Source organism: Renibacterium salmoninarum ATCC 33209 (genome assembly GCF_000018885.1).
Classification (GTDB): Bacteria; Actinomycetota; Actinomycetes; order Actinomycetales; family Micrococcaceae; genus Renibacterium; species Renibacterium salmoninarum.
Map to the genome: position 1 here is coordinate 1153992 of NC_010168.1, position 12097 is coordinate 1166088.

15 protein-coding genes and 1 other RNA gene are annotated in these 12097 nt (G+C 55.1%); 12 read left to right on the forward strand and 4 right to left on the reverse strand.

All coding sequences use genetic code 11. The annotated features are described in order from the left end of the window. Nucleotides 1-228 precede the first annotated feature (228 nt). The 12 genes from RSAL33209_RS05835 to ssrA all read left to right on the forward strand — a co-directional run bounded on the left by RSAL33209_RS05835 (nucleotide 229) and on the right by ssrA (nucleotide 9329). On the forward strand, nucleotides 229-477 hold the full coding sequence (locus tag RSAL33209_RS05835) for a hypothetical protein (RefSeq protein WP_041684520.1): 249 nt from the start codon (nucleotides 229-231) through the stop codon (nucleotides 475-477). A 2-nt stretch (nucleotides 478-479) separates the two neighbouring features. After that, nucleotides 480-869 (forward strand): TadE/TadG family type IV pilus assembly protein, encoded by a 390-nt coding sequence (locus RSAL33209_RS05840; protein WP_012244771.1) that lies wholly within the window; start codon nucleotides 480-482, stop codon nucleotides 867-869. Continuing rightward, a complete protein-coding gene (locus RSAL33209_RS05845; RefSeq protein ID WP_012244772.1) occupies nucleotides 850-1347 on the forward strand; it encodes a hypothetical protein in 498 nt (165 codons plus the stop codon). Before RSAL33209_RS05840 ends, RSAL33209_RS05845 begins: the two co-directional genes overlap by 20 nt. Nucleotides 1348-1518: 171 nt before the next feature. Beyond that, nucleotides 1519-1827, forward strand: coding sequence for a hypothetical protein (locus tag RSAL33209_RS05850; protein WP_012244773.1), 309 nt, complete (start codon nucleotides 1519-1521; stop codon nucleotides 1825-1827). Between the two features lie 26 nt (nucleotides 1828-1853). Then, a complete protein-coding gene (gene prfB, locus RSAL33209_RS05855) occupies nucleotides 1854-2978 on the forward strand; it encodes a peptide chain release factor 2 (protein ID WP_012244774.1) in 1125 nt (374 codons plus the stop codon). Between the two features lie 157 nt (nucleotides 2979-3135). Beyond that, entirely contained in the window at nucleotides 3136-3885 is a 750-nt protein-coding gene (ftsE, locus tag RSAL33209_RS05860; protein ID WP_049758858.1) for a cell division ATP-binding protein FtsE, read from the forward strand. Beyond that, nucleotides 3882-4796, forward strand: coding sequence for a permease-like cell division protein FtsX (gene ftsX / locus RSAL33209_RS05865; RefSeq protein ID WP_012244776.1), 915 nt, complete (start codon nucleotides 3882-3884; stop codon nucleotides 4794-4796). The genes ftsE and ftsX overlap by 4 nt, the downstream gene beginning before the upstream one ends. A gap of 46 nt (nucleotides 4797-4842) precedes the next feature. After that, a complete protein-coding gene (locus RSAL33209_RS05870; protein WP_114597704.1) occupies nucleotides 4843-6207 on the forward strand; it encodes a M23 family metallopeptidase in 1365 nt (454 codons plus the stop codon). Between the two features lie 48 nt (nucleotides 6208-6255). After that, nucleotides 6256-6726 carry an SsrA-binding protein SmpB gene (gene smpB, locus RSAL33209_RS05875; RefSeq protein ID WP_012244778.1) on the forward strand — a complete coding sequence of 157 codons (471 nt, stop codon included), beginning with the start codon at nucleotides 6256-6258 and terminating at the stop codon, nucleotides 6724-6726. Next, complete coding sequence (locus RSAL33209_RS05880; RefSeq protein ID WP_012244779.1) at nucleotides 6727-7635, forward strand: cytochrome c oxidase assembly protein; 909 nt, start codon at nucleotides 6727-6729, stop codon at nucleotides 7633-7635. Then, nucleotides 7632-8912: a glycoside hydrolase family 3 N-terminal domain-containing protein gene (locus tag RSAL33209_RS05885; RefSeq protein WP_080503774.1), complete on the forward strand. Its 1281-nt coding sequence runs from the start codon at nucleotides 7632-7634 to the stop codon at nucleotides 8910-8912. The genes RSAL33209_RS05880 and RSAL33209_RS05885 overlap by 4 nt, the downstream gene beginning before the upstream one ends. 49 nt (nucleotides 8913-8961) lie before the next feature. Then, nucleotides 8962-9329: a transfer-messenger RNA gene (gene ssrA / locus RSAL33209_RS16970) on the forward strand. Nucleotides 9330-9373: 44 nt separating this feature from the next. Here the strand turns inward: ssrA and RSAL33209_RS05890 are convergent. The 4 genes from RSAL33209_RS05890 to RSAL33209_RS05905 all read right to left on the reverse strand — a co-directional run bounded on the left by RSAL33209_RS05890 (nucleotide 9374) and on the right by RSAL33209_RS05905 (nucleotide 12092). After that, nucleotides 9374-10510 carry a glycoside hydrolase family 3 N-terminal domain-containing protein gene (locus RSAL33209_RS05890; RefSeq protein WP_012244781.1) on the reverse strand — a complete coding sequence of 379 codons (1137 nt, stop codon included), beginning with the start codon at nucleotides 10508-10510 and terminating at the stop codon, nucleotides 9374-9376. 91 nt (nucleotides 10511-10601) lie between these two features. Then, entirely contained in the window at nucleotides 10602-10847 is a 246-nt protein-coding gene (locus RSAL33209_RS05895; protein ID WP_012244782.1) for a holin, read from the reverse strand. A 93-nt stretch (nucleotides 10848-10940) separates the two neighbouring features. After that, on the reverse strand, nucleotides 10941-11765 hold the full coding sequence (locus RSAL33209_RS05900; protein ID WP_012244783.1) for a LysM peptidoglycan-binding domain-containing protein: 825 nt from the start codon (nucleotides 11763-11765) through the stop codon (nucleotides 10941-10943). A gap of 42 nt (nucleotides 11766-11807) precedes the next feature. Then, nucleotides 11808-12092 carry a hypothetical protein gene (locus RSAL33209_RS05905; protein ID WP_012244784.1) on the reverse strand — a complete coding sequence of 95 codons (285 nt, stop codon included), beginning with the start codon at nucleotides 12090-12092 and terminating at the stop codon, nucleotides 11808-11810. Between the last annotated feature and the right edge of the window lie 5 nt (nucleotides 12093-12097).

Here is a 12097-nt window from a genome sequence, read left to right on the forward strand (position 1 = left end):
CGCGGCACCCCATTAGCTGGCGTATTTACGAGCTCAAGCTCAGGATGTTCGAGATCTCTCCAAACGGGAATTGATGGAGGCAGCGGGCAAAAAAGAGATCGCCATGATGATCCCGCTTGTCTTTGGCATTTTGCCGCTAACCGTGATCTTTGCGGCATTCCCCGGACTTCAACTGCTAAGTTTCGGTTTTTGAAAAAGGTAATTCAACTTTAATTGGGAAGGAAAAGCATGAATACTTCGGTCAAGAGGTTCTTTCGACAACGACTGAGCCCGGTTGCCCTATTCTGTGTGCTCAGTGTGGTGGCATCTACGTTGATAAGTCGGTTGAAAGCCGACGACGGCGACGAGCGTGGCGATGTGCCTGGTTGGGTTATGGTCACCTTGATGAGCGCACTATTAGTGGTCGGGCTGCTGGCGATTGCGGGCCCAGCGCTGGCCAAAATGTTTGAAGACGCCATCGGCAAGGTCGGCAAATAGTCTTGAAATCGGCAGTTAAGCAGTCTGCGGAACGAGGCTCAGCAGTCGTCGAATTCGTGTTGGTTGGTGCCTTATTAACCCTGGTCTTTATCTCAGTTGTACAGCTGGCCTTAATTCTTCACGTGCGAAATACCTTGATTGACGCTGCCGCCTTAGGCGCTCACTTTGGCACCCTGGCTGATCGTTCTCCTGAGGAAGGAACAGACCGCACACGAGAATTGATTGCTGTGGCACTGAATTCCGGCTACGCACAGGACATTAGTTCTTCGCGTGAGCGCGTCAATGGAATCACTACATTGAAAATCACGGTTCGAGCGCCGATGCCGATTATTGGGCTGATAGGGCTATCGAACGTTATGGAAGTGAGCGGACATGCTGCCTTCCAGCCGTGAACCATTCAATTCGGTAAAGCTAACAACCGATATTTCAAGACATCTGCCTCGAGTCTTCTTTGAAGAGCGCGAATCCGGCAGTGCCATGATCGAGTTCGTATTTCTTGGGCTGATTTTGCTGGTACCGGTGGTTTATCTCATTATCACCCTGGGGCAGTTACAAGCCGGGGCTTTTGCCGTAGTAGGTGCTGCAGACCAAGCCGCAAAAGTTTATGTCACGGCACCCGAATCTGGGTCTGCACAAGGGCAAGCTGAACAAGCTGTGCAACTTGCCATGCACGATTTCGGATTCCGTGCCGAAGACGTGACTCTTCAAATTAACTGTGATCCAGCTGATTGCCAGTCTTCGGGCAGCGTCGTCAAAGTTTCGGTCAAGGTTGCCGTTCCTTTGCCGCTTATCCCGTATTTGCCCGGGGTTCAACTGCACGCTGCCACGATGGCAGCGGAGGCGACGCAAGTCGTTGGCAGGTTCCGATGAATATTCGGCGCATGGTTCGTTGCCGGCGAAATGAGGCGAGCTGCTTTGACCGTGATGGCGAGCGCGGGCAGACGATGATTTTGATTATCGGGTACGTGGTGCTGACGCTTTTAGTGGTATCCGTTGTGACCGGGGCGTCCGCTGTATATAGGTCATAAGAAACTGCTTTCGGTGGCGGACAGCGCTGCAGCCGCCGCGGCAGACAGTTTTTCGCTCGGCACGGCGAGCGAAACCAATGAACCGGTGGTCAGCTTGGACCGGGAGCAAGTTCGTAGTGTGGTTCAGCGCTACCTGAAAAACAACGTAGCGCTGAACAGTTTCGATGAGCTGACAATCTCGGCGAAAACCGGAACGGATGATGCGCGCAGCGCGACGGTCACTTTGGGGGCAATCGTACATCCACCGATCATAAATTTCCTGATTCCTGCTGGAATTTCGATTTCGGCCACGAGCACGGCCAGACCTCAACTGCGCCGCTGAGCTTCAATGCCATAAGCTAGAGCATCATGGCTGACATCGATTTTCCGGCAGAGCTCCGCGCACTTCGCGCACTTCGCGCCACCTACGATTCCATCGAACGGGTGATCGATGCCGACTCACTGCGGAAAGATATTGCAGTGCTCTCCGAACAGGCTGGCGTGCCTGACCTTTGGGACAATCCTGCCGAAGCGCAGAAAGTTACCTCGAAGCTTTCACACGCACAGTCGAAGCTTGAGCGCCTAGAGACCTTGACCGCACGAATCGATGATCTTGAAGTTCTTGTTGAACTTGCCGAATCTGAACACGATGAAGACAGCTTGGCGGAAGCAAGCAAAGAGCTTGTCTCTTTGCAGAAATCATTGCAAGAGCTGGAAGTTGTCACTTTGTTAGCGGGGGAGTACGACGAGCGCGAAGCCGTGGTGACCATTCGCTCGGGTGCTGGTGGCGTCGATGCCGCCGACTTTGCTGAAATGTTGCTCCGGATGTATCTGCGCTGGGCCGAACGGCATGGTTACCCGACCTCGGTTTTGGATACCTCCTATGCCGAAGAAGCCGGTTTGAAGTCCGCCACTTTCGAGGTGAAGGCACCTTATGCCTTTGGCACACTCAGCGTTGAAGCTGGAACCCACCGGTTGGTGCGAATTAGCCCCTTTGACAATCAGGGCCGCCGGCAGACTTCGTTTGCCGCGGTAGAAGTCATTCCGCTGATTGAGCAGACCGACAGCATAGAGATTCCAGATAATGACATTCGAGTCGACGTATTCCGGTCCTCTGGCCCAGGCGGCCAGTCCGTGAATACCACCGACTCAGCCGTCCGCCTGACTCACTTGCCCACCGGTACCGTGGTGTCAATGCAGAACGAAAAATCCCAGCTGCAGAACCGGGCGGCCGCGACGCGTGTGCTGCAGTCCAGATTGTTGCTCTTGAAGAAACAACAAGAGGACGCTGAGAAGAAGGCGCTCGCTGGTGATGTCAAAGCATCCTGGGGCGATCAGATGCGCTCCTACGTGCTGAATCCATACCAAATGGTTAAGGATTTGCGCACCGAACATGAGGTCGGTAATACCTCCGGTGTGCTCGACGGCGACATCGATGACTTCATCGACGCGGGCATCCGTTGGCGGGCGAATAACCGCAACGCGGCCGAGTAATTCCGGTCTTGGTGTAGAAGCAATTAGCTGGGAAATCACCGACACACCGCGACTCGTCCCTGATTTAGCGGGGTTCCGATGCCTATAGTCGATTGGCCGGTGGATTCTTCCCCGAACCATGCCCAGCTACCGGCTATCGTCTGGGCGAAAAAGAGCCATGATTCGTTTCGACAATGTCACCAAAGTCTACGACCGCAAGAGCCGGCCTGCGCTGGACAAGATCTCCTTGGAGATTGACCGCGGCGAGTTCGCCTTTTTGGTGGGCTCTTCCGGTTCTGGAAAGTCTACTTTCTTGCGCCTAGTGCTCAAAGAGGATCGCGCCACAGGCGGTGCGGTGTACGTTGCTGGCCAAAATGTGGCCAATATTTCCTCCTGGCGAGTGCCCAAGCTTCGCCGAGGCATTGGTGTTGTCTTCCAAGACTTCCGCTTGCTCCCGCAAAAGACGGTCTTCGCGAATGTTGCCTTCGCCATGCAGGTGATTGGACGAAATCGAAGCATCATCCGCGAGACTGTCCCCGAGGTTCTTAAAACCGTTGGCCTTGAGGGCAAAGAAAACCGCCTTCCGCATGAACTGTCCGGTGGTGAGCAGCAGCGCGTGGCAATTGCCCGCGCCGTCGTCAATAAGCCCGGTATCTTGCTCGCTGACGAGCCCACTGGAAACTTGGACCCAGACACGTCGCTGGGCATCATGAAAGTTCTGGACAAGATCAACCAAAACGGCACTACCGTGGTGATGGCAACCCACGATGACGACATTGTTAATCAGTATCGAAAAAGAGTTGTGGAATTGCGTAACGGCGTGATTGTCCGCGATGAAGCAAAGGCCTTATACACCTCGATGATTCCCAAGCTAGCCCCAGGCACCGTGGACTCTGACCGCGCTGCGGACGAGGAGGCTGGCGCATGAGGCTCGGATTTATCCTCGGCGAGATTGGCTCTGGTCTGCGCCGCAATCTATCAATGGTCGTCTCGGTTATCTTGGTGACCGCAGTTTCGCTGGGCTTCGTGGGCGCTGCTATTGGTTTGCAAGTCCAGATCGGCACCATGAAGGACTACTGGTACGACAAAGTTCAGGTATCGGTCTTTCTCTGTAACGCAGGCTCACCCTCACCGGCATGTGCCGCGGGCGCGGTGACAGATGAGCAGCGCAAGAATGTCGAAGCGATCTTGAATTCGGCTGGACTGAAACCAGATATCAAGAGCTATGTCTACGAATCCCAGGCTGAAGCGCTGGAGCACTACAAAGACCAGTTTAAAAATTCAGCCATTGCCAGCTCGGTTACGGCTGACCAGCTGCCTTCTTCATACCGCGTGAACATGGTCAATGCCGAAAAATATCAGGTGGTCTCCGAGGCGCTTTCCTCGGTACCCGGTGTAGATCAGGTAGTTGATCAGCGCAAAGCTCTGGAGCCACTGTTCGAAGTGATGAACCGGCTTACCGCGGTTGCCGTTGGTGTTGCGTTAGTAATGATCCTGACCGCCTGGCTGCTGATTGCTACCACAATTAGGCTCTCTGCCTTCAGCCGTCGTCGCGAAACTGGCATTATGCGCTTGGTCGGAGCGTCTAAGACCGTTATTCAGCTGCCTTTCATTATGGAAGGCGTGATATCCGCTGTGATCGGTGCCGGAATTGCTTGGCTGGCGATCTGGGGCTCAATCAAGATCTTCGTCGAAGGCGCTTCCGCAGCAAATCAGCAATCCATCGCGCTGATTTCTGCCGCAGATGTTTGGTGGATCGGGCCAATTCTGATTGGCATCGGCATTTTTGTTTCCGCATTTTCTTCGTGGATAACCCTCAGGAAGTACCTGAAGGTTTAGGCTGCACGAAGACGACGATCACATGGAGAGAATTCGCATGGACGCAATGGTGCCGAAAATTAAGCGAGTCGAGCGAACGACGTCGGCTTGGCGCAAGTCAATCGCGGGCGTAGCTTCTGCCGGTCTGGCGGTAGCTCTTTTGGTGCCAGCCCTTGCCCTTGCTGCGCCAGCGAGCGCGGATAACCTTGACGATCAAGCTCAGAAGCTGAAAGACCAAGCGGCCGCGGTGCAGTCTTCACTGGAGTTCGTCGACGCTGGAATTGCCAAATCGGCGGCTGATCTCACCTTGTACTCTGGCATGTTGCCGGGTGCACAACAGGCATTAACTGACGCGCAGGGTCGGGTCGCCACGGCTACCGGACAAGTGCAGTCCTTGGCGGCTCGGGTCGATTTGGCGCAGCAAAAGAAAGACAACATCGCTGCGCAGATCGAGTCAGACAAGGTTCAAGCTGAGTCGTCGAAAAAGGTCATTGGTCAGATAGCCGCCCAGTCTTATAAATCTGGCGGAGTGTCAGGTAATTTCTCGCTGTTTTTGGGTACCGACCTTGGCAAGGTTGCCGACAATCTAAATATGGTCGACCAGCTGATGCGCAGTCAGTACGCCGCCTTGGACAAACTGAATCAGCAAAGTGCCACCAACTTAAACTCGCAAGCCCGGCTGGTTGCTGTTGAAGCGGAAATCAAAGATCTAAAAGCCAAGGCCGACGCCGCTTTAGTTGCCGAGAAGGCAGCTCAAGATGAAGCTGCGGCTAAAAAAGTCGAACTAGACAAACTGGTGACCGATACCACTTCGCTCAGCAACGAACTCAATGCGCAGCGCCCCACGATTCAAGCGAAGTTGGCCTCTGTGAAGACAGAGCAGGACAACATTGCCGCACAGATTGCCGAGCGGCAGCGCCAAGAAATCGAAGCTGAGCAAGCTCGGCAACGTGAATTGGCGAAGAATCAAGGCAATAACAACTGGACTCCACCGCCAGCCGGAAACCCCTCAGCATTTGGCTTGGTTTCGCCCTTTGCTGGTTTTCCAATCACCTCCGGCTGGGGCTGGCGGCAAGTGCCGGCCGGCACCATCGACTGGAATGGCGCCGGCGGATACATGCACACGGGGCTCGACTACGGAGCTCCTTGTGGGACTCCGGTCCGTGCGCCAGCGCCGGGAACCGTGGTAGTTGCGGGCTGGCTCAATAACGGCGGCGGCAACGCCATCCAGCTTTCACATGGTGTTGTTCAAGGCAATGCGTTGACCACGGTTTATTATCACAACACTTCGGTTGCGGTTTCGGTGGGCCAACGAGTTAACACCGGAGACATTTTGGCGTACACCGGGAGCACCGGAAACTCCACTGGTTGCCACGCGCACTTTGAAACTTGGCTCAATGGAACTCCGGTTAACCCGGCAGGATTGCTCTAAATACCGGAGTAGACTAATTATTCTGCCAAGACGATAGAGGAGACTGCTGTGCCGAAGGAAAGTGGCCGGAAAGTAGTGGCCACCAATCGCAAGGCGCGGCACGAGTACCACCTCGGTGATACCTACGAAGCTGGCCTTGCCTTGATGGGCACAGAAGTTAAGTCGTTGCGTGAAGGTCGGGCAAATCTGACCGATGGTTTCGCAACCTTTTATGGTGACGAGCTCTGGCTTGAAGCCGTCTACATCCCTGAGTACCTTAACGGTTCTTGGAATAATCACAGCGCCCGCCGCCGTCGAAAATTGCTTTTGCACCGTGCCGAATTGATCAAGATTTCGCACAAGACTCGTGAAGCTGGGTTTACTTTGGTGCCGCTGCAGCTATATTTCCTCGATGGCAAGGCCAAGGTCGAGATTGCGTTGGCTAAAGGCAAGCGGGATTATGACAAGCGTCAAGCGCTGCGTGAAGCACAAGACACACGTGAGTCCTTACGGGCGATGCGGGAAAAGAACCTGGGTTAAATGCCCACACTTAGCGAATTCTTCTCCACCTGGGGTTTTGGTCCCTGGGCGTTGATCGCTTCAGTTCTCCTTGCAGCCTTGTACGGGGCAGGAGTTTACCGGCTGCGTGGACAATGGCCCTGGCACCGAACCGCGTTTTTCGTTGTTGCCGGGCTTGGCTCCTATTTGTTGATCAGCTGCGGATTTCTTGGCATGAACGCGGCAAGCCTTCGTTGGGCGTTCGCCATCAAACTGGCAGCTCTGCTCTTTGTAGTCCCCTTGCTTTTGGCTTTGGGTAAGCCCATAGCCTTGGCCCGTGCCTCCATCAAAGAAGGTCCGTTTCGGGATCGACTGGCTTCTTTGAGCCGCTGGCCAATGAAAGTATTCGGCAACGCGATTGTTGCTCCTTTGGTGGGGTTGGCCTTTTTCGCCTCGTTGTTGATGCCGATTTCCGGCGCAGTGCGAATGAGCGGGGTCGCAGAAGGTCTTCTGACAATCTTGGTCCCGATTTTAGGTCTGGTCCTGATCCTTCCGGTAACTGAAGCTGGCACTCGAATCTCCAGCACCTTCATCGTGCTGGAGATTTTTTTTGCCTTTATTGAACTATTAGCTGATGCCATTCCCGGCATTCTGCTGCGGCTCTCGGAGACGGTTCTTGACGGGGCTGGCATTGTTCCGGGCGCGCATCCTGGCTGGTTTCCCAATCCACTTCGGGACCAGCAGCTTGCCGGTGACTGGCTGTGGTTTATTGCCGAAATCTCGGACTTGCCAATTTTGGTGTTGATGTTCTTGCGGTTCGCTCGCACCGATAAGCGAGAACGTGCGGAAGTAGATCGCCTGACTGACGAGGAGATGGAAGCATTGAGCGAGGAGCACCTTCGTAGATTCAGCAACCATGGCGCAGCCGATCACGGAGCGTCCAGCCGATGACGCGCAACCGTTGGATTGCCTTGACTGCGAGCATCGCCGCGTTGGTCGTTATTGTCGTGTTGTTTGCCGTGAATTCTTTGATCTTCCAAGGGGTGAGCGCGCCGAGCTTGGCCTCGAGCGGAACTTCCACGAGTTCGACGCCGTCCACAACTGACTCGCCACTTGCGAGCGCCACACCGAGCAGCACCAGCCCATCACCCAGCAATCCACCGGCAACTAGTCCGCCGCCGCTTTCACCTGCGCAGCAGACGCTCGCCAGGCTGACGCTGGCGCAGCGTGTGGGCCAAATACTTATGGTTTCTTCTCCGGTGGGTGGCCCAGACGGTAATACTTTGGCTGCATTGAACACGATGAATGTTGGCAATGTCTTTTTGAAGGGTCGCGGTTACGGTGGCACCCAGGCGGTTGCCGCCGTCGTCGGGCAACTGAATGCCTTGGTTTCGCCGGCTACGACGGGCGGAGTCAAGCAGTTTATTGCGACCGATCAAAAAGGCGGTTTAGTCCAGATCATGAATGGTCCGGGCTTTTCAAAAATTCCTTCAGCTATTGATCAAGCTGCCTTAGGGCCGTTTCAGATCAAGGCTGATGCGACCATCTGGGGCCAACAGCTTGCGGCCGCCGGTGTGAACGTGAACTTTGGTCCGGTCTTGGACACCGTGCCGTCAGCTGCTTTTGCCCCGCAGAATGCCCCCATCGGCTACTTCGGTCGCGAATACGGCTTTACACCGCAAGACGTTTCCGCCAGGGGAGTTGCGGCGGCGCTTGGATTTGCTGCTGGTGGAGTTGCGCCAACGGTGAAGTATTTTCCGGGACTTGGCCGGGTGAGTGCGAATACTGACGTGGCAAGTAACGTCACCGATGAGACTACCGTGCGTCAAGACGCGTTTCTGCAACCATTCCGAGATCCTGTCGCGTCAGGCGTGCGTTGGGTGATGGTATCTAATGCCTATTACCCGGCGATCGATCCGCAGAACATCGCACCGTTTTCGCCTGTCGTCATGAAAGAAATGTTGCGCGGAGATTTGGGCTTCAACGGAATCATCGTTTCCGACGACATTTGTGATGCGGTGCACCTGTCGCCGTTCGCGGTGGCAAATCGTGGCGCAAATTTTATCGCCGCTGGTGGCAGCATGGCTCTTTGCACAAACCAAGCCTTATTGCCTGCTATGTATCAGGGAATATTGGCCAGGGCGACGGCGGATCCAGTGTTTGCTGCTTCTGTTGATGCAGCCGCTTTGAAAGTTTTGGAAATAAAAGCCGAGTCTGGGCTGCTGTAGCTGATGTCTGCCGAATACGGTAGAGTGGAACACCTTGATAACTGAACACGGGGATGACTGGTTTCGACGATGTTAGTCGCGACAGGTGAAGCGGGCCGAGGATGCAGAATTATCTCGTAAACGCTGTCTGCAAACCAATAAGTGCCAATTCTAAGCGCACTGACTTCGCTCTCGCTGCCTAAAGCAGCCTGACGGTCCGTCAAGCCGGGGATGCTCTCTACCCGGACCTTGACGTCATTTAGAGAGCCACTGCTTTGCGTTGTTGCCGTTGCAACGTGAGGGACTTTTAGATGGCTGGGCCTGGCAGCGACTTGTTTGCATGATCACTGGGGCCAAGAAAAACCGACGCAAACTGCGCCCGGAGAAGACCTGGCAACACGACATCGGACGGGGGTTCAATTCCCCCCATCTCCACTAAAGCGGCCTCGGCTGAATACTCAAGTATTCGGCCGAGGCTATTTTTATGAAATCTTCGAGGCCAGCTTCGATATGCGCTGCTGCGAGCGCAAAAGTGTGAGCAGGTCTAGCTTGCCGCCCTTGAATCCGGAAACGAGGCCTTGGGCTGCCTCTTCGCCTTGGGCTAGCGATCGTGAAGAACAGCACAAAAGGTCATTCCCGGCCTGGAGAGCCTTGACCGCACGTTCGGCTGGGCCACCGAATGGTTTGAGCGATCCCGCTTCGAGGGCATCGGTCACCGTGACCCCTTTGAATCCGAGCTCGTTGCGAAGCAGGCCTGAAACGATTTTCTTCGAAAAACCGGCTGGAACGGCAGGGCCAAATGCAGGGTAGATTGCCCACGACGGCATCACCATTGGCACGCCGGCCTTGATCGCAGAGTGATAGGGGAAAAGGTCGATGCGCCGTAGTTCTGCTTCAGTTAGGTCAATCGTTACTGGCACAAGGTCGGTATTGGCTTCTTGCGGGGCGGCGCCAAGGCCTGGGAAGTGCTTTGCGCTCGAGATCACGCCGGCGTTGTTCAAAGTTCTAATGAAGGATTCACCACAGTTCGAGACAATTGCAGGGTCTTGGCTGAAACTGCGGTCGTAATGATCCAAAAAGTCATCGTATTTACGGTAAACACCTAAAACCGGCGCCAAATCGGAGTTCATCTTCGCAGTGGCCAGCACAATAGCTACCGTGCTGGCTTGGGCAGCAGCAGCCGCTGCTGGATCAGTAGCTCTGCCTACCACGGCTGCTGATTCCTTGGGGCCACCGGGAAGCCGATTGACGTAGCCGCCCTCCTGATCAACCTTAAGCATGAGTCGGCGCTTGGCCGCACCAGCGAGGGACGCCTCTTGAAGCTGTTGGGCCACCGAAGCTATTTGAGCGATTGAACTGATATTTTCGCCGAAGAAGATGATTCCGCCTATGGTGCCCTGGCTAATAATCTCAAATAGTTCGGCTGGAGGAACTAGCCCAGAATATGAATAAATGACGTGCTGACGTGCCGCCAGTAGTGGAATTCGGTTCCAGAAATTGTTCGGGGATGCGAGCGAAGAATCTGCGTCCTGGGCATTTTGCAGTCCAACGGTACCAACGGCGGCGGCACCTAATGATGCCCCGAGAAATCCGCGCCGGGAGATGTTCGAAAGTGTCATGTTCCCTGTCTAGGCGGTGTGGGGGTTTTGGTCAACCCTTTGAATGGAGAGTGCCCCTTGCCCGAGATTCGGACAAGGGGCCTTCCTCCGGCTACCGGGGAGCGTGCCTGCCGCCGGCGGTTTCCGCGTTGGTCGCGGAGGGGTTGCCATCTCCAGCGGCTGAGGCCAGCGAGGTCAAGATAGAGACCACTGCGGCTACGCCGGAGACGGAAGAAATTTGTAGCCAATTCAGGTCAGTGAACCCCACAGCTCCGGTACCAATCAAAGCGATCGCAGCTTGGGCAGCGGTTTTAACGGCCCGTTCGAAGGCGGCTTTCCAAAAAAGTAGCGTGAGCATGGGTTCTCCTAAAGACCTGCCAGAAGATTCAAGCCCCGTTGGAGGGCCTGCGAAAAAAAACGATTAAACAGCTGAGGGCTATTCGTTCGCTCATTATTGGATCGTCAATACTTGACCCGGATAAATTAGATTTGCATCCGCAATGTTGTTGAGTCGCTGCACGTAGTCAGCGCTCAGACGGTAATAGCTGGCAATACTGCTCAAAGTGTCGCCCGGATCCACGACCCATTGCAGTGGACCAGGAATGGTCAGTACCTGGCCAACCTGGAGGTTATTGGGGTCAGCAATGCCGTTTACCGCGGCTATTTCAGCAACACTTGGACCTTGATAGTAAGCGGCAACTTGGCTCAACGTTTCGCCTGGTTCTACGAGCCACTGCACTGGCTCATTTTCTGGGTTCCGGGCCGAGGGAGTTACCGTAGGCGGAGCGATCACCGGTTGAATATGCGGTGCGGGACTAGCGCCAGCCCGAGCTATGGAGTCCAGCCGTGCCAGATCCCAGCTACCGGGGCACGCCGTCGCTGTCCAATCACTGTGCCGAAAAAGTCGCAGATCGCCATAAGCTTGACGCAGTTCAACAACTAGCTCCGCAACTGTCGCGTAGTCACCGTCCGTAGCCTCGGGACGACACTCGATACCGATCGTCTTTGCATTTCCGCGCGGGTTTCCGGCATGCCAGGCCGCGTCGTTTGGAGACACTATGCACGCGATGGTGCCCGTTTCGACCACGTAGTGTGCCGAACTGGGTACGTTATTCGTGCAGAGCCAATCCCGGACTTGCTCGAATCGCTGCCCCGGAGCGCCCCAATGGTGAATGGTGATTCCTTCGATGCTGCGGGCCATACCGAAGACTGCTGGCACCTGTGCTGCTGGCATGAAATTTTTGCTGCTGTATTCGGTTTGAGCGGTATATGCCATGGTGATTCCTTCCGTTCTGCTAGCACAACTTCTGCTCCGAGTTCAGGGGATGTAGCCCGCTGGCGGGTCAGGTGGCGGTGGTTCTTTGCGTTGCCAAATATGGTCCAAAAGCGCCGCGACGTAGATTCGGCTGGCATGCTTATCTGCGTAGAAGGCATCAATGCGGTGCTCTAGATCGGTGATCTGAGCTTCCTGAAGTGTTCGTTCTTCTTGTAGCTGATCGATCATCGAGTGGCGGTTCCGGCTCAATCCGGCTAGAAAAGCTACATAGCTGGTTAGCATTGCCGGAACCGCCGTCGCAATGACAAGGGAAATCCAGGGTTGCATCAGTC